The following is a 17910-nucleotide window of genomic DNA, read 5'->3' on the forward strand; positions in this document are numbered from 1 at the left end:
AAGCCGAAGCCGAAGCCGAAGCCGAAGCCGAAGCCGAAGCCGAAGCCGAAGCCGAAGCCGAAGCCGAAGCCGAAGCCGAAGCCGAAGCCGAAGCCAATGCCAATGCCAATGCCAATGCCAATGCCAATGCCAATGCCAATGCCAATGCCAATGCCAATGCCAATGCCAATGCCAATGCCAATGGGCGCCGCTTGAGCGCGCCGCTGCCGCCATTAAGACGCGCGACGGACAACAGACACGGAAACGGGAAACGGTGACGTTTGACGGGGAGATGCTGGATGCGGCGGTAATTTTGAGGGCGTCGAGAATATTTCCAATAAGAAACGAACCGCCGCCTGGCGATGCGTCGGCAACCTACCGCAAATCGCGCGAATCACCCAATACAGGCCGGCCCCTCGCAGCCTTCAATCAAGCGCAGCGAGCCCACCCGCACGCCCAGGCGGGCCGCTCCGGGCAAATACCCTTGCCGCCGTAAAATCCCGCGTGTATAGTTTCCGAACTTACTCTTGTTTCGCATCGGAAATTAAAGGGATTCTCATGAACGCTTCCACCATCCTCGCCGACCTCGGCATCGCCCACGCGGCGCAAGCCGGCGACATCGCGGTTCATTCGCCGATTACCGGCGAACTCATCGGCCGTGTGGCCAGCAACACGGTGGCGGAAGTCGACGCGGCCCTCGCCAATGCAAAAGAGGCGTACACGGCCTGGCGCAACGTCCCGGCGCCGCGCCGTGGCGAGTTGGTGCGCCTGCTCGGCAACCGTCTGCGTGAAAGGAAGCACGCCCTCGGCAGCATCATCACGCTCGAAACCGGCAAGATCCTGCAGGAAGGGTTGGGCGAAGTGCAGGAAATGATCGACATCTGCGACTTCGCGGTCGGTCTGTCGCGTCAGTTGTACGGTCTGACGATCGCCTCGGAACGCCCGGGCCATCGTATGGCTGAAACATGGCATCCCATGGGTACGTGCGTCGTTATCTCGGCGTTCAACTTCCCCGCAGCGGTGTGGTCGTGGAATGCGGCGCTGGCGCTGGTGTGCGGCAACGCGGTGATCTGGAAGCCGTCGGAAAAGACGCCGTTGACCGCGCTTGCCGTCAACCAGATTCTCAGCGAGGCATTGAAGGAATTCGGCGACGCACCGGCCGGCCTGACCGCGCTGATCAACGGCGGTCGCGACGTCGGCGCGAAGCTGGTGGCCGACCCGCGCGCGTCGATCGTCAGCGCGACGGGCAGCACGGAAATGGGCCGCACGGTCGGCGTTGAAGTGGCGAAGCGCTTCGGCCGCTCGCTGCTCGAACTCGGCGGCAACAACGCGGGTATCGTCGCGCAAACGGCGGATCATGAGCTCGCGATGCGCGGCATTCTGTTCTCGGCTGTGGGCACGGCGGGACAGCGGTGCACGTCGCTGCGGCGTCTGTTCGTGCACGAGAGTGTGTACGACAAGACCATTGAACGTCTGAAGCAGCTGTACAGCAAGGTGCCGATCGGCAATCCGCTCGAAAAGGGTACGCTGATGGGGCCGCTCATCGACAAGCAATCGTACGCTCGCATGCAGGAAGCGCTGCAGCAGGCTACGGCCGAAGGCGGCAAGGTGTTCGGCGGCGAGCGCGTCGAGGTGAAGGGCCATGAAGGCGGTTACTACGTGCGTCCGGCCATCGTCGAAATGCCGTCGCAAACGGCGGTGGTGTTGAAGGAAACCTTCGCTCCGATTCTCTACGTGCTCCGCTATTCGGATTTCGCGGATGCGGTCGAGGCGAACAACGCGGCGGTGCACGGTTTGTCGTCGTGCGTGTTCACGACCGATCTGCGCGAAGCCGAACGCTTCCTGTCCGACTCGGGCAGCGATTGCGGTATCGCTAACGTGAACATTGGACCGAGCGGCGCGGAAATCGGCGGCGCGTTCGGTGGCGAGAAGGAAACCGGTGGCGGTCGTGAGTCGGGTTCGGATGCGTGGAAGGCCTACATGCGCCGCGCCACCAACACGGTCAACTATTCGTCGGCGTTGCCGCTCGCTCAGGGTATCGACTTCAATATCGGCTGATCCGCTCAGTAGCAATAGAGCAATAGAGCAATAGAGCATCCAGCAGAAAGCAGCGGCGCATCCACGCGCCGCTGTTCACAACTTCTTTCAGCAATCCGTTTGCGCCGCCCGCTGTGTCCGAGCGGCCACGCTACTCGTGGAGTAAGACGTGAGTTCCAAAGTCGTGATCGTCGGCGGTGGGGTGATCGGCAGCTCGATTGCGTATTTCCTGCGGCTGTCCGATCCGACGGTCAGCGTCACGGTGATCGAACGCGATCCGACGTATGCGCGTTCGTCGTCGGCATTGTCGGCGGCATCCATTCGCCAGCAATTCTCTACACCGCTTTCCATTCAGATGTCGCTATTCGGCATCGAGTTTCTGCGCTCGATCGGCGAGCGGCTCGAGATCGACGGTGCGAAACCGTCGATCGATCTGCACGAAGGCGGCTATCTGTTTCTCGCCACGGCCGCCGGTGAGACGACGCTGCGTGAGAATCACGCGCTCCAAAAGAGTCTCGGCGCCGATATCAGCCTGCTCGACAAAGGCGCGTTGCAAGTGCGCTTTCCCTGGCTCAATACCGAAGACCTTATCGCCGGTGCTTTTGGCGAAAGCGGTGAGGGCTGGTTCGACGGTTACGGTCTCGTGCAAGCGCTGCGCAAGAAAGCGCAGTCACTCGGCGCGCGCTATGTTGCCGCCGACGTCACCGCGATGCATCGCGACGGCAAGCATGTCACGCAAGTGCAAACCGCGAATGGTGAGGTCTACGCCTGCGACTTCGTAGTGAACGCTGCGGGCGCCTGGTCGCGCAAAATCGCGCTGATGGCCGGCATCGACCTTCCGGTATTTGCACGACGCCGAAGCATATTCAATGTCACATCGCCCGCGCGGCTCGAACGGTGCCCTTTACTTATCGATCCGAGCGGTGTGTATTTCCGGCCCGAGGGCACAACGTTCATTTGCGGTACGTCGCCGTCATCGGACAACGATCCCGACGATTTGCCGCTCGACGAAGTCGATCGCGCGATATTCGACGACGTGATCTGGCCGACGCTCGCGCATCGCGTGCCGCAATTCGAAGCGCTGCGCGTGCAGAACTGCTGGTCTGGCTACTACGAATACAACGTGCTCGATCAGAACGCGATCATCGGCTATCACCCGGACGTCGATAACTGCATTTTTGCCAATGGTTTTAGCGGGCACGGTTTGCAACAGGGCCCGGCAACCGGCCGCGGCATCAGCGAATTGATTCTGCATGGCCGCTACACCACGCTCGATCTGGGTTCGCTGAGCTTTACCCGGGTACTCGAAAACCGGCCGATCGTGGAGAAGAACGTGGTTTAGCCGGCGCATTCGAGCGACATCTGCCGCGGATCGTCGATGCCTACGCCGTGAAGTGCCGCACGTTGTGCGATGCGCTCGGTGAGCATTTGGGTGACGCTATTGCGTTTCATCGATCTGGCGGCACTGCGCTTGTCATTTGCAGCGCCGGGCGTAACCGATATCGAAACCGGCGTGCAGAAAATGAAGCAGGCGCTCGCACTCGTTTGATGACGGATAACACGGCTAACTCAATATTGGCAGAAAAGCCGTAAGCGCAATACCTGAAATAACCCGGCGAGCACGCGGTGCGCAGCCGGGTTTTTTATGCAAGTGTTAAATCGTAAAGATTTAGCATAGACATCCCGATCCGGTAAAGCAGCGTAATGTGTCACACGCGTCCTGACTACGTTCGCGGGCTTTCGTCTGCTCCGCTCAAGGCAGCGGGCGCACATACCGCTTTGTATGCCGTCGCCTCCTCGCGTGCCGTTTTAACTCAAACTGCCCGCTCGATCGGACGCGTTTTTCCAATGGTTTATATCCTCCCGTTCAATATTTCCATCAAACTCCTGAAACATGGCTAATTGTTAAATGGAGAGCGCTGCCGGTTTCGATCAAAAAATATCGGTTATCATCGCTGCCATTCGGCGAATGATCCTGATGAGTTAATTCATCGGCCATCCACGTTAATACCGTCGCATCGAACCAGAAAAAATCAGATGAAGATGTCACGTAAAAAGATTGCAATCCTGGTGGTCGGTCTTCTGGTCGTGGCCGGCGTGATCATTCAGGCGGTGTGGCGTCCATTCGCGCATCGCAAAGCCGGCGAGACCGGCGAAATCGTGCTCGATATTCATCACCCGGACGCGGTCATCGACAGCGAAGCGCTCTCGCGTTTGCCGCGCGACATCTTGCGCGTGCCGCTGTTGCACGACGTGCTGACTCAGGACTTCGTCGACTATTACGAATCGAACGACACGCGGCTGTCCACAGAAGGCGCGCTGCGGCGTCTCGCATTCGAACATCAACTGGACTGGCGCGACGAACTGATCCGCCGCGTATTCGACGAACCCGCGCATGTGTTGCTGTGGCGCTCGCCGGATGGCCGCCTGGGTTACTGGGTGATGTCGATGCACCGTAACGGCCTGGCGAAGCTACTGCAAGGCTTCGGCAACGTCGCCGCGAGCGACACGCAGTTGAGCCAGGTTGCCAGGCTTTCTGGCGACGTGCCCGTTTATGCATTGAAGCTGGCGGTTGGCCGCACGATTCTGTTCGCGACGAAGGACGACCGCCTTGTCTTGATGTCCGCCCCCGGCGTGCTGCTCGACGCGAAAGGCGGCTTGCTGAGCGAGCGGGCCGACGCCGTGTCGGAGATGCTGTCGTCCGGCCGCGACGACGCGGCGCGCGCCTATCAACTCGACGCGCCCGGCGATGCGCCGAAGGGGCATCGGCTGGTGGTGTCGGCGAATTATTTGTCGTTTGGCTATCAGGCATTTTTCTCCGGTATCGATGCACTGCGATTCGATTTTTCGCCGAACGCCAATCCCCCGAGTGAACTTCCTTCGGGGCGCGCGGCCGCGAACTGGCAGACCTCCGCGCTGATCGAGCCGGGCAAGTTGCCGCAGGCGTGGAATAGCGCCGAATTGTGGCGCGCCGTGCCGGCCAATCCAGCGGCGTGCACGAGTTTGCCGGCCGACTGGAAAGAAGCGTCGGGCCTGTTGGGCAAGGTCGCGGAGGTTGGCGCGGAGGGTGCTGCTGCGATCGGCGATCAGCTCGCCGGCCCCGCGGCCGTCTGCTGGTATGCGAAGTCCACGCTGGTCGCGCCGGTGTTCATCGCTCGCGTGAAGACGCAGGACGTGGCGAGCATCGCTGCGTTGAAGACCGCGCTCGGTAAGACCTTTGGCGACGTGATCGGCGCGTATGAGGCGAAGGCCGCCAAATCCGGCGACGCCGATTCGGGCTATCGCCGTTTGCCGGTCACGAAGCACGATCAGGGCGCCGACGTCGCCGTGTGGCAACGGCCGGTTAGTGCGCGCTCGGGTACCGCTTTGTCCAGCAAGGCGTTGTTCGCGTCGCAGCTGTCGGCGGAGCGCTATTTCCCGGTGACGCTCGCTCTGGCGCACGGTTATTTAATCTTCTCCCCCGATTCACGCCTGGTCGACGACACGCTTGCCGTGCTCGATAAGCGCTATCCGGCGCTCGCCGATACGCTTGCGCCGCAACGCCTGCCACGCACGATTCTGACCCTGACGCCTTCGTCCGCGGCTGCGTTGATCGAACGCGAAGCGGGTGCGGCGTTGCCGGCGGATCAGGAAGCGGTGTTCCGCAATGCGTCGCGCACCCATCTCGTGCCGAAGTTGCATGCGCTCGCACACTACCCGCCGGTTTCGTTGACGCTGCCGCAGAACTTGCCGGGTTCGACGGGTTGGGTGCCAGTGGAGTGGTGGTTCGATCGCGCGAAGGCGGGGACGGATGGCGGTGCGGACGCGGGTGTGGCTGATGCGCCTGTGGATCAGCCCGGCACCGAGGGCGATTGAATGCGCCGCCTTCATGTTTTCAACGTGGCGTTCGCGACGTATGCACGCGAGCAGGCGCATGAATGTGAATCGCGTGAGCGGGCGCTAGCTGCGCATTCCGCCACTGGCGCGGGCGACGCACCCGCCACGACTGACGTGGCTGCTACTTCGCAGATGACCCACGCCATCACCACCACGCGCCGCGTCTGGCTCAGTCGCGCGGCTCTCTCGGTTGTGATGGCCGGCCTCGCGCCGTACGCGAACGCGCTGACCAGCACCGTCTCCGCACCCGACCCCGACGCGCTCTCGCCGCAGCAATCCGCCGCATTTCGCGCCTGGTTCGTGCGTATCGTCGACCAGCAAATGCGCCGCGGCCCGACGCCGCGCTGGACGCAACGCGATTGTGCGGGCCTTGTGCGCTTTGCCGTCGGCGAGACGCTCAAGCCGCATGACAGCAAATGGCTGCGCGCCAACGGCATGACCAGTCTCGCGGACACCAGCAGCATGCCGCCCGAACTGCAACTGTCCGCATCGCAACGCGGAATCGCTAATCGCTGGACCCAGCTCGACGGTTCCACCGGCGCGTACGCGTCGGCGATCGCGCTGATTCAACGCAATAGCCGGTTTGTTTCGAAGGACGTGAACCAGGCGCTGCCCGGCGACCTGCTGTTCTTCGACCAGGGCGACGATCAGCATCTGATGATCTGGCTGGATCGCTACATCGCTTATCACACAGGCACCGTTACGCCGACCGATACCGGTCTGCGCGCCGTGGCCGTCTCCGACCTGATGCAATGGAAAGATTCCCGCTGGCAGCCGCTCGACGGCAATCCGAATTTCGTTGGCGTGTTTCGTTTGGACTTTTTGACACCATGACCCGAATGAATTCCGTCACCGCGTCGCGCGCCTGGCTCGGCAACTTGCATCGTCGCGTGGGCGTCACGCTAGTCGCGCTCTTCGCGGCCATCACGCTCGTCATTGCACCGGCGGCCCATGCCGACGACAGCGCATCAAGCACTTCCGCCGATGCCAACATCGCCGCGAACCCGACGCTGCAAACAGCGCCGTCGAGCAGCTTCGCTTCGCAGAAGGTCGATGGCCAGCCGTTCTTCCTGCTCTCGGATGCGAGCTTCGGCAGCGATCAGTTGGCGCAGGTGCGGCTGGAGGCGCCCGGCCGCGAGTTCAAGGATGCGCTGCAAGCGTACGGCGGCGCGGACGTCGTCGTGTATCGCGTGCCGAAGCCGTTGGACTTTTTGAAGGCGCAGAAGAACCTGCATCGCCTGAATGTCGCGCCGAATTATCAGGGCGAAGGGCTGGCGAATACGCTGGCTTATCTATGGGACCGCTGGTTCACCGAAGCACGCCGCGCCTGGCAGCGCGTGCTGTCGTTCGCGACGCGCAGCAAGGCGACCCAAGCCGAGCCGCAATTCAAGCTCGGCGAGCAGACCGGCAAGCAGACGCAATTCCAGCAGAACTCGCAGTTCGCGCCGCTGAAAGGCTATGACATGGTCGCGCGCTTTCGCTATCCGATCTGGGACGCAAAGGTGATCGAGCCGCCGAAGGGCGTGAATCTTGAAGGCAGCAGCAGTAACTTCATCGAAGCGGGTTCGGGCAACGTGATGATTCCGGTCGGCAAGCTGCCGCCGGGGCTGTATATCGTCGAGGCGGTGATCGGCAACTATCGCGCGCATACTTTGCTGTTCGTGTCGGACACGGTCGCGGTCGTGAAGGCGGCGTCGAGCGGCATGCTGGTGTGGACCGCACGGCGCGACAACGGCAAGCCGGTGCCGAATACCGCCGTGAGCTGGACCGATGGCGTAGGCGTGCTGCAAAGCGGTACGACCGGCAACGACGGCGCGCTGGTGTTGCAACACGTGAGCCCCGAGCGCAGCTACGTGCTCGGTACCGATCCGCAAGGCGGCGTGTTCGTCTCGGAGAATTTCTATTACGACAGCGAGATCTACAACACCAAGATCTACGCGGTGACCGACCGTCCGATGTATCGTCCGGGCGACGCAGTGCATGTGAAGTTCATCGGCCGCACGTTCCAGAACGCGACGCAATCGACCGCGCCTGCCGATGCGGATATCAAGCTCGACGTGCTCGATCCGAACGGCTCGCCGGTGGCGAGCAGCAAAGTGCATTTCGCTTCCGATACGGGCGCGGATACGTCCTTCACGCTTCCCGCCGATGCTACCGCCGGCGGCTATACGCTGCGCTTCGATTACAACGGCGATGTATACGGCAGCGCATTTCGCGTCGCCGAATACGTGAAGCCGCATTTCGACGTCAATCTGTCGATGGATAAAGCCGACTATGCGACGGGCGAGCAACTGAAGGGCAAGATCCAGTTGCGCTATCCGGACGGCAAGCCGGTGCGCGACAGCAAGGTTTCGGTCACGCTGCGTGCGCAGAAAGTGACGATCGTCGACGGTGAACTGCGTTATGCAGGGTTGTTTCCGGTCAAGCTGGAACAGCAGGAACTCACGACCGATAGCGACGGCAACGCGAGTTTCACGCTACCGGCCGCCAAAGAACCGAGCCGTTATGCATTGACGCTGTTCGCGCAGGACGGCGCGGCCTACAAGGTGCGCGTGACGCGTGAGGTGCTGATCGCGCGCGGCGCGACGCCTTATCGGCTGTCGAGCGCCAAGTCGTTTTCGCAACCGAAGGAAGCGGTCAACTTCGATCTGCAAGCGCTCGGGTCGATCGATCCCTCTTCGCATGCGCCGGCCAAATGGGAATGGACTCGCCTCGAATCGCAGACACGCGGAGAAGGCGCACTCAAAGGCACGACGGCAGGCGGCAAGCTGTCGTTTCCGGTGCAGTTCGACGAACCGGGCTCGTACATGCTGTCGGTCACGGACGACACGGGCAATCTGCTTGCCGCCGCGAGCCATTGGGTGGCGGGCGATGGCCTGAAGGCGATTCCGGGCAGCGTCGAGATCGTGTTCGACCGCGACAGGTACAAGATTGGCGATACCGCCGAAGCGCTGATCACCTTCCCGCTGCCGGTCGACGATGCCTTGCTGACGCTGGAGCGCGACAACGTCGAACACCGCGCGTTGCTGACAGCAGGCGGCGACTGGCTGCAACTCCAACGCGTGGCTCCCTCGCAATGGAAAGCGCGCATCAAGGTCGGCGAAGCATTCGCGCCGAACATGACGTTCTCGGTGCTGTACGTGCATGCCGGCGAATACGTGTTCCAGAACGCGGGCATCGTGGTCGCGCAACCGCAGATCGAACTGAATGTGAAAAGCGACAAGCCGGTGTACGGTCCGGGCGATACGGTCACGCTGAACTTCGACAGCACGCTGAACGGCAAGCCGGAAGCGGCGAACCTGACGGTGAGCGTGGTCGATGAAATGGTCTATGTGTTGCAGCCGGAAATCGCGCCGAATATCGTCGACTTTTTCTATCACCCGCGCCGCAACAATGTGCGGACGTCGTCGAGTCTCTCGTTCATTACGTACGACCTTGCGCGCTCGCCGTTGAAGGGCGCGCCAGGCGGCCCGCAACGCGCGAACTACAACGAGCGCGGCGTGAAAGTGCTCGAACGGCCGCGTCGTGACGATCAGGACACGGCCGCGTGGGAAGGCACGCTGAAGACCGACGTGAACGGTCACGCCACCATGACGTTCAAGATGCCGGACTCGCTTGCGCGCTGGCGAGTCACCGTGCGCGCGGCAGCGCCGGACGGCATGGTCGGTCAACGCACCGCCTATGTGCGTTCCGACAAGGCGCTGTATCTCAAGTGGAGCGGGCCTTCGCATTTCCGCGTCAACGATCAGCCGGCCATCGACATGATCGCCTTCAATCAGACCGACGCGGATATGGACGCGGAGTGGGTGGTCGACGGCGGCGGTCTCTCGTTGAACCAGAAGGTCACGTTGAAGCGTGGCGCCAACTATCTGCGTCTGCCGAGCGGCGCGCTGAAGGCGGGTGTGATCGACGCGACCTTGCGTCGTGCGGGTAAGGATGTGGATCGCTTGCAGACCACCATCCAACTCGATGCGAGTGGCTGGCTCGATCTGCATCAGAACACGGTGGCGCTCGACGGCTCGAACAAGCCGCTCAATCTGCCGCAAGATGCGCAGGACGTCAGCGTGCGTTTCATCGGCAGTGCGGCGAGCCAATTCGCACGCGTCGCCGACGATCTGATCAACTATCCGTACGGTTGCGCCGAGCAGACGTCGAGCCGCCTGATTCCGTTGGCACTTGCACACGATGCGATCGGCCGCGGCGACAACGCGAGTGCTACGCAGGGGCTCGAAGCGCTGTTGCGCAATCAGCGGCAACGTCTGGCGATGCTGGCGGGTGTCGGCGGCACGTTCGGCTGGTGGGGCGATGCGACGGGCGGCAGCTCGCTGATCACCGCCTACGCGTACTACGCCGACTGGCTCGCGAGCCGCAGCCTCGGCATTACGCTGCCCGCCGACAACTGGCAGCATGCGATGGACGTCTATCGCGATGCCGGTGCGAAAGAGCCGCTGTTGCATCGCGCGTTGGCGCTGTGGTTTATGCAGCAGATGGGCTTGCCGGTCGCGACGCCGGTGTCGGGCGTGGCGGCGGACTTGATGAGCGATGCAGCGGCCAGCGGCAATCCCCCATTCCCCCAGAATCCCCCAAAGGGACTTCCTTCGGGGCGGGCGGCTTCTGGTAACGCCGCATATGGCGCGTCGGACAGCATCGTGTTCGCGCAAGCCGATTCGCCGCGCGGCAAGCAGCTGGCGACGCTGCTGATCGCCAACATGGCGCGTAGCACGAGTGCTCAACTGCCGGACGGCTTCGATGCTGCGGCAAGTGCCGCGCGTACGGCATTGGCGAACGATCCCGCACCGCTCGTGCAAAGCCTGCTTTACATGACGGGTGGCGCTGGCGGCGCGGCGGCCGATGCGTCGGCCTTGCTCGCGAAGAGCAGCGCAGACTACCCGACGCTCGATCGTGCATTGACCTTGCTATGGGTGCGTAAGGCGCTCGGCGGTGACTCGGTGCCGGCTTCGCTGCCGTCGCTGCAAGGCGCGGGCTGGACGCGCGCCGTGACGCCGACCGGCACGCCGCTCTGGAAGTGGACCGGCGCGGCGCGTTCCGAAGGCAATCCTCTCGGGGGATTGCCGGCCACGCTCGATGCAGGCGGCGCGCGTACGGACGTGAACGCACTGGTCTCGTTCCGCAGCCATACGAGCGAGGATAGTCGCCTGAACATCACTGTCGAACGCCGTTTCTACAAGCTGGAGCCGCTCGAAGTGAAGGTCGATCCGAAGAAGGCGGGTGGCGCAGAGAGTCAATTGGGCCGCTCGGCATTCACCGCACGTCGCGTAAAACCAGGCGATGCGATCGACAGCAATGCGCTGTACGTCGATGAAGTCACGCTCACGCCGCGCTCCGGCAACGCGTACCACTATGGTCTGCTCGACGTGCCGCTGCCGCCGGGCGGCGATGTCGAGGCGACCAGCTGGGGCGTGTCGATCGACGGCTTGCCGGGTGAGAAGGAAGGGGTAAGCGGCCCGCAGCCGTTCGCGCGCGTTGCGTCGTATGAGATGGGTGAGCTGGCTTATCACCAGCCGGTGCCTTTGCTCGATCGTCCGGTAAGGCTGCGGCAACTCGTGCGTTTTGCATTGCCGGGCACGTTCGCGTTGCCGCCGGTTCGCTACTTCCGCATGTATCAGCCGGACGCCAAGGCGTTCGAAGGCGGCAAGAGCGATCGCGTGACGTCCCTGCGTATTCAGTAAGCGAGACCGCTATGTTCCGTGCTCTTCGGCATACGCGCGATCGTCTGGCAGCTAGGTTGCGGGTCGCGCTCGCGGTGGGGGCGGGGTGTTTTTTGGGTGGTGCGGCTGTGGCGGCGACTGCGGTGATGGCATCGTCGACTGCGCCACTGGCGGCGGCAAGCTCGTCGCTGATCGCGTCGTCAAGGTCGGCGCCGAGCTCATCGCTAAATGTGCCGTCAATGTCGTCTCCAAGCTCTTTGCCAAGATCGACGTCGGCCACATCGCCAACCTCGCTGTCTGCCTCACCCCCGGCAAACATGCTGCACTTCGCCTGGTTGCGCGATGGTCAATCGCAGCTTTGGCAATTCAACGCCGGCGCCGCCGGCGACGGCCTTGCGCCGCAGTCCGCACGTCCCTTGCCGGCGACGCTGGAGACGCCGCTTGGCAGCGTGTGGAAATTGTTCGTCTATGGTTATCTGGTCGATCGCAATATCGCCACGCCGGATTACACCTGCAGCGGCGGCGATCCTGAAGAAGTGTATTGCTGCATGAAGGGTGGCCACGTCGACCGCGAACATGCGCTGGTGCAATCGTGCGGACGCTTTTTCGAGCCCGCGCGTCTGCAACTCGATCCCGCCGATTGGCGCAGGTATTGGACGGCCGCGCATGCGCCTGCCTGGCTGCGCGACCTCCACGCGATGACGCCGACGCACCGCGTGCCGGTGACCGACTTGCTCGCCGCATTGCAGTCGATGCCGGCACGGCCGCGCGAAGCGGCGGCGAGCACGCTGGTGTCCGTGCTGACCAGCGGACGCGGCGAGGGCACGGTGTCGCTATACGGCAGCGTGCTGCGCGCCAAAACCTGGACCATGCCAGATCCGGCTCGGCCAGGCGCCTCGATCGGCGGCGCGGCAGGCTGGCTCGCCGACGGCACGCCGGTGTGGCTAAGCGGCCCCGGCGGCAGTGCGCGTGTGCTGGCGGCCGCCGCCCCGCGCATCGCGCCGTTGCTCACGCAAGCCGCCGTGCCCGACGACAACGCCTGTGTGCTGGTCGACTTCTTCAGCCGTTATCCGATTCGTCAGGTGCTCGGCGACAAAGGCCCTGCAGCGGCGCCCGAGGGTCCGCTGCGTGGCGATTTCCGGGTCGGCTTCGAGAACGGTAACTGGGCGCGTGTGGAAAGCCGAGGCGAGCTGCGGCTGGATCGCGACGCGGCAGGTGCGCCGCAAGTGGTCGGCCGCTTCGGCATGAACGACTACGTCGCACGGGTGGTCGAGAGGGAAGGCGACACGAGCCAGCCGGAAGCGGCGAAAGCGTTGGCGGTGGCGGCGCGGACCTACGTCGTGCAGCACGGCAATCACGACCACGGCTGCTTCCGTATCGACGACAGCAGCAGCACGCAGCGCGTCCTGCCGCGCGCGCCCACCGCTGCCGCGCGCCGTGCGGCCGATCTGACCGACGCGCTCGTGCTCACCGGCGTGCCGGTTCAGTATCACCACGACAAGGCCGCTCCCGGTCAGATGAGCTGGCTGGCCGCGAAGGCATCCGCGCAAACCGGCCTCACTTTCGACGCCATTCTCTCGCGCACCTGGCCGCAAGCGACCTTGACGTCGTTCGAGAGCCCGTTGTCCGGCGATTGCATTCAAGTGGCCGGCGCCCAGCAATGGCTGCAGCGCAACGCGCCGTTGTGGGCGCGGCGCATGGACGGCGTGGCCGGCTACGAGACGCCCGATCTGCCGGCCGTGTGCGCGGTGCGCGAAGGACGGCCCTATGCGGACGCGCAGCGCAATCGCGTGTACGTGTACCGCTTGCAGACCGAAGAGGACCGCATCGCGCTGGCGCATGAATATATTCACCTCGCGTTCCAGCATCATCCGCGTGGTCTTGATGAAGAATTTGTCGAGCGCACTGCGCGCACGCTGGTCCGGGACGGCAGCGGCTTCGACGTCGATTCGGTGGACGGCGTGGGGTCGGGCATATTTCGTCGGCGGCGCCCGAGCATGGTACGTGGCTGTTCTTTCCGCACTACTGGGGCAACTTCGATTCGACCGGCTACAACTTCGACGCCGCCGCGCATGAGCGCAATGCGGTTGCCGCGACGTTGACGCTGGTCTTCAATGAAAACACGCCGAACGAGCGGTGTGAAACGATGGTCGTGCGCGCTGCGCAAGATCGGCGATCTGCAGCTCGTGAAAAGCGAGCGACGCTGACAGAGGGATAGGAGCAGTGACGATGAAGGTCAAGACGACGGGTTGGGTGAAGGTTGGCTGGATGATATTCGTCATCGCCAGTTTGCAGGCTGCGACGGTGGCGCACGCGAGCGATATCGACTTCGGCGCGCCGCTGAACGGCTGGCGCAACACCAGCGGCGACAGCGAGCGCTATACGCAGGACGTGCACTACCCGGCGGTGTTGGTGACGACGCCGGAAGGGCAGTCGAAGTTCGCGCTGATCGAAGGGCAGATCCGCAACGCGCCGAAGAAGAAGGGCACCACGGTAGGCACGCTGGTGGTCGACGGTACGCCGTTGCCGCAGCGCGTTGAGGAAGATGGCAAGTTCTCGCGGCCTTATGCGTTTCCGTCCGGCAGCAACAGCGTCGAACTGCGGGCGCCGGATGGCTCGCGCAAGCGCGTGCAGTTTTACGACGCGTACAGCGGCAAAACGCAGCCGAAGTTGCGCGTGGTGCTCGCATGGGACACCGATGGCACCGATCTGGACTTGCACGTGGTCTCGCCAGACGGTGTGCATACCTGGTATGGCGACCGCGTTGCGCCGAACGGCGGCGCGCTCGACGTGGATGTGACGACCGGCTACGGGCCAGAGATTTACTCGTCGGCGGCGCCGTTGAAGGGCACGTATCTGGTCTATGTGAATTACTACGGCAACGGAAACAGCGGCAGCGATATGACCGTCGCGCAGGTGACGATCATCACGAACGAAAATACGCCGAACGAGAAGAGCGAAACCATTCGGGTGCCGATGCGTAAGCCGGGCGAGTTGACGCTCGTGAAGACGTTTGTGATGCCTTAAGCCTGAGCCTGGCCTGCGCGTTTTTTGCCCGCGGAGCCGCGCGCTCCACCGCTTGCGACCCGGTGCGAGCAGAGGATGAAATCCCAACGCGCTCAACGACTTGCGTGAGTCTTGCGCAGGATATCCACAGGCTTGCGAACAATTTGTGTGGATAAATGAAGCAGTTGCCGGTGAAAGTTACGCGGCCCAGCTCGGTCGAGCGCGTCAAGGACAATCGGCAGAGGCGATTCAGCCTCAATCGGAAACAGGAAACGCCTCGATGTCATCGAAGGTCAGCGGGACGGAAGGCTATGCAGAGGAGGCCGAGGCACTGTTGCTGCGACGGTGCATGCAAGAAAGCAAACGTATGACGTGGTGATGCTCACTGCGGTGTGGATGCACCTGGATGCGCAGCAGCGTGCGCGGGCGATGCCGAGGGTAGCTGCGTTGGTGCGCGAAGCGGGCGTGGCGATCATGTCGTTGCGACATGGGCCGGTGCCGTTGGGGCGCCGCATGTTCGAGGTGTCTGCGCGGGAGACGATAGATCTTGCCGCTTTGCACGGCTTGCGGCTGGTGTTGAATCTCAGCGTGGCATCGATTCAGCAGGCTAATCGCCTGAGCGGCGTACGCTGGACGCGCCTCGCTTTTGAAAAGCCCGGCGCGAACTAGCCAATCGACATGGTTCGCGATTGAACCGCGCGGTGTTCATCGTTCACGGCATGCGCTTGCCGTGCATGACACACGGCAAGCGCAACTGCTTGCTTAACGGTCGAGGAACGACTTTAGACGGTCTGCGCGGCTCGGATGCATCAGCTTACGCATTGCCTTGCTCTCGATCTGACGAATCCGCTCGCGCGTGACGTCGAACTGCTTGCCGACTTCTTCAAGCGTGTGGTCCGACTTCGTGTTGATGCCGTAGCGCATACGCAGCACCTTCGCTTCGCGCGGCGACAGCGAGTCGAGCGCGTCGTCGATGGCGGCGCGCAAGTCGGCCTGCATCGCTGCGTCGGCCGGCGAGGAAGCGGCCGAATCTTCGATCATGTCGCCGAGCGTGGCGTCGCCGTCGTCGCCGACCGGCGTTTCCATCGACACCGGCTGCTTGGCGATCTTCAGAATGCCGCGCACTTTCTCTTCCGACAGTTCCATGCGTTCAGCCAGCACCGACGGATGGGCTTCCTGACCGGTCTGCTGCAGGATCTCGCGCGAAATACGGTTGAGCTTGTTGATCGTTTCGATCATGTGCACCGGCACGCGAATCGTGCGCGCCTGGTCGGCGAGCGAGCGCGTTACGGCCTGGCGAACCCACCAGGTTGCATACGTCGAAAACTTCCAGCCGCGGCGGTATTCGAACTTGTCCACCGCCTTCATCAAACCGATATTGCCTTCCTGGATCAGGTCGAGGAACAGCATGCCGCGGTTCACGTACTTCTTCGCGATCGAGATTACGAGACGCAGATTCGCCTCGATCATCTCGCTCTTGGCCTTGCGCATCTTCGACTCGGCCGCGACCATCTGACGATTGATCTCTTTCAGATGCTTGAGCGGCAGCGAAACGGTCGCCTCGATCTCGATCAGCTTTTGCTGTTCCGACTGGATTGCCGGCAGATGGCGCTCCAGCGCTGCACCGAACGACGACGAGCCGCGCGCGGCACGCTCGGTCCAACCGAGGTCGGCTTCGTGGCCCTTGAAAGATTCGATGAACTGCTCGCGCGGCATACCGCTCTTCGTCACGACGATTTGCAGAATGTTGCGCTCGATCGCGCGAACCTGCGCGACCTGGCTTTGCACGTCGCCGCACAGGCGGTCGATCGTGCGAGCCGTGAAGCGAATCTTCGCGAGGTGCTGCTGGATCTCTTCGCGGGCGCGCAGGTAAGCCTTCGAGCTGACGTCGCCGCGCGTGTGCGAAGCGTTCATCTGATCGGACAGGATGCCAACCTGGGTGAAGATTTCGAGGCAGTCGCTCGTGAGTTGCTTCAGACGTGCTTCGTCCGCTGCCGAGGAGTCGGCCGGACCGGCATCGTCGTCGTCTTCGCTATCGCTGTCGTCATCGTCGGTCGCTTCGGTGTCAACGTCCGCCACGGCGTCCGCGCTCGCGTCTTCCGCGGCGGCCGTATCTTCATTCAGACCGTCGACCAGTTCGTCAATGCGCATTTCGCCGTCCACGACCTGTTGGGCGCTGGCCAGAATCGCGGAGATCGCGAGGGGGCAAGCGGCAATCGCCTGCACCATTTCGTGAAGACCGTCTTCGATGCGCTTCGCAATCGCGATTTCGCCCGCGCGGGTCAGCAGCTCGGTTGCGCCCATTTCGCGCATGTACATGCGCACGGGGTCAGTCGTACGGCCGAACTCGGAATCGACGGTCGACAACGCGACTTCGGTTTCCTCGTCTGCCTGATCGTCCGACACTACAGCGGGGGTGTTCGAATTGAGCAGCAGGGTTTCTGCATCCGGAGCCTGCTCATAGACCTGCACGCCCATGTCGTTGAAGGCGCTGACGATGCTGTCGATCGCCGCCGTCTGCGCGAAGTTGTCGGGCAGGTGGTCGTTGATCTGCGCGTGGGTCAGGTAGCCCTGCTCCTTGCCCAGCTGGATCAGCGCGCGCATCTGGCGCTGGCGCTCTTCGGCTTGTTGCGGCGGCAGTTCAGCCGCTACGGGGATCGCTTTGCCTGCGCCTTTGCCCTTGGCCGTACGGCCAGCGGGCACCTTGGCGGTGTATCCGGCAGTTTCGTGTTGCGAATCTTCGCGATCAAAAGGGTTCACGTATTCTCCTCTAGAGGCTTCGCTTTGAGACGCAAGACGCTACCGTCAGGCGTTTCGAGCATGGCTCAACATCACCTGAGTGACTCAACGCGGTTGTTTGGCTGTGCTCTGGGGAGCAAAAAAGATGAGCCCGCACGAAGCGGGCCGATAGAAATGCGCGAAATTCGCGCGGCTCGCATTATATACGACCTTGCGCTTTTGCGCTCATTATGAGCACACCTTTTGTCGTGCTCTCCTGCCGCAGGTGCCTTCATCGCCTGTCATCCTTACGTTCAGGTGGGGGCGGAAGGCGGCACTTCAACTGCTCGCCGTGCGCGTATGCAGGCTCTTAACTATAGGCGAAGTCGGTCGCTCTCGCACGACGGAATGATTGCCGTCGATCTTGCTACATATAGTGGTGCGCATGTTTTGCCGCCAAATCTCACTTGCCCAAAAGAAAATTCACAAAAGGGGGTTGACGACCTGTCGGTCGTTCTTCATAATCTCGTTTCTCTGCTGCTGATGCAGCGACGCAGAACGAAGCGGTGCCGGGTGGTTGTGATGTGATGCAACGCGGTGCTGGTTCGGTAGTGAATGCGTACTC

At 62.7% G+C, this 17910-nt stretch carries 10 protein-coding genes and 2 pseudogenes; 11 read left to right on the forward strand and 1 reads right to left on the reverse strand.

The window, feature by feature from the left end:
- The 11 genes and pseudogenes from P3T22_RS32415 to P3T22_RS32465 form a co-directional block, all read left to right on the forward strand.
- On the forward strand, window positions 1-257 hold a 257-nt coding region (locus P3T22_RS32415; protein ID WP_429327167.1), incomplete at its 5' end, for a hypothetical protein.
- A 280-nt stretch (window positions 258-537) separates the two neighbouring features.
- On the forward strand, window positions 538-2037 hold the full coding sequence (gene amaB, locus P3T22_RS32420; RefSeq protein WP_429327168.1) for an L-piperidine-6-carboxylate dehydrogenase: 1500 nt from the start codon (window positions 538-540) through the stop codon (window positions 2035-2037).
- 148 nt (window positions 2038-2185) lie between these two features.
- Window positions 2186-3358: an NAD(P)/FAD-dependent oxidoreductase gene (locus P3T22_RS32425; protein WP_429327169.1), complete on the forward strand. Its 1173-nt coding sequence runs from the start codon at window positions 2186-2188 to the stop codon at window positions 3356-3358.
- Window positions 3359-3436: 78 nt separating this feature from the next.
- The gene (locus P3T22_RS32430) at window positions 3437-3565 is read left to right on the forward strand and encodes a hypothetical protein (protein ID WP_429327170.1); all 129 of its coding nucleotides are present in this window, start codon (window positions 3437-3439) and stop codon (window positions 3563-3565) included.
- Between the two features lie 488 nt (window positions 3566-4053).
- The gene (locus P3T22_RS32435) at window positions 4054-5871 is read left to right on the forward strand and encodes a DUF2138 domain-containing protein (protein ID WP_429327171.1); all 1818 of its coding nucleotides are present in this window, start codon (window positions 4054-4056) and stop codon (window positions 5869-5871) included.
- A gap of 153 nt (window positions 5872-6024) precedes the next feature.
- Window positions 6025-6726: a DUF1175 domain-containing protein gene (locus P3T22_RS32440; RefSeq protein WP_429327176.1), complete on the forward strand. Its 702-nt coding sequence runs from the start codon at window positions 6025-6027 to the stop codon at window positions 6724-6726.
- On the forward strand, window positions 6723-11582 hold the full coding sequence (locus P3T22_RS32445) for an alpha-2-macroglobulin family protein (protein ID WP_429327172.1): 4860 nt from the start codon (window positions 6723-6725) through the stop codon (window positions 11580-11582). The genes P3T22_RS32440 and P3T22_RS32445 overlap by 4 nt, the downstream gene beginning before the upstream one ends.
- A 296-nt stretch (window positions 11583-11878) precedes the next feature.
- Window positions 11879-13486 (forward strand): annotated as a pseudogene (locus P3T22_RS32450) (DUF2300 domain-containing protein); the annotation flags it as partial.
- A pseudogene (locus P3T22_RS32455) lies at window positions 13484-13768 on the forward strand (DUF2135 domain-containing protein); the annotation flags it as partial. The pseudogenes P3T22_RS32450 and P3T22_RS32455, both read left to right, overlap by 3 nt.
- Before the next feature lie 22 nt (window positions 13769-13790).
- Window positions 13791-14588, forward strand: a complete 798-nt coding sequence (locus P3T22_RS32460) for a YfaP family protein (RefSeq protein WP_429327173.1) — start codon at window positions 13791-13793, stop codon at window positions 14586-14588.
- Window positions 14589-14939: 351 nt separating this feature from the next.
- Entirely contained in the window at window positions 14940-15236 is a 297-nt protein-coding gene (locus P3T22_RS32465; RefSeq protein ID WP_429327174.1) for a hypothetical protein, read from the forward strand.
- A gap of 93 nt (window positions 15237-15329) precedes the next feature.
- Here P3T22_RS32465 and rpoD read toward each other — a convergent pair whose 3' ends face one another.
- Entirely contained in the window at window positions 15330-17327 is a 1998-nt protein-coding gene (gene rpoD, locus P3T22_RS32470) for an RNA polymerase sigma factor RpoD (RefSeq protein ID WP_429327175.1), read from the reverse strand.
- Window positions 17328-17910 lie beyond the last annotated feature (583 nt).

Source organism: Paraburkholderia sp. GAS348 (genome assembly GCF_050434205.1).
Lineage (GTDB): Bacteria > Pseudomonadota > Gammaproteobacteria > Burkholderiales > Burkholderiaceae > Paraburkholderia.

What these genes read in the sequence shown, in the direction of transcription:
- amaB (WP_429327168.1), top strand. Translation starts at nt 538, where the DNA reads ATGAACGCTTCCACCATCCTCGCCGACCTCGGCATCGCCCACGCGGCG.
- P3T22_RS32435 (WP_429327171.1), top strand. Translation starts at nt 4,054, where the DNA reads ATGAAGATGTCACGTAAAAAGATTGCAATCCTGGTGGTCGGTCTTCTG.
- P3T22_RS32440 (WP_429327176.1), top strand. Translation starts at nt 6,025, where the DNA reads ATGACCCACGCCATCACCACCACGCGCCGCGTCTGGCTCAGTCGCGCG.
- P3T22_RS32445 (WP_429327172.1), top strand. Translation starts at nt 6,723, where the DNA reads ATGACCCGAATGAATTCCGTCACCGCGTCGCGCGCCTGGCTCGGCAAC.
- P3T22_RS32460 (WP_429327173.1), top strand. Translation starts at nt 13,791, where the DNA reads ATGAAGGTCAAGACGACGGGTTGGGTGAAGGTTGGCTGGATGATATTC.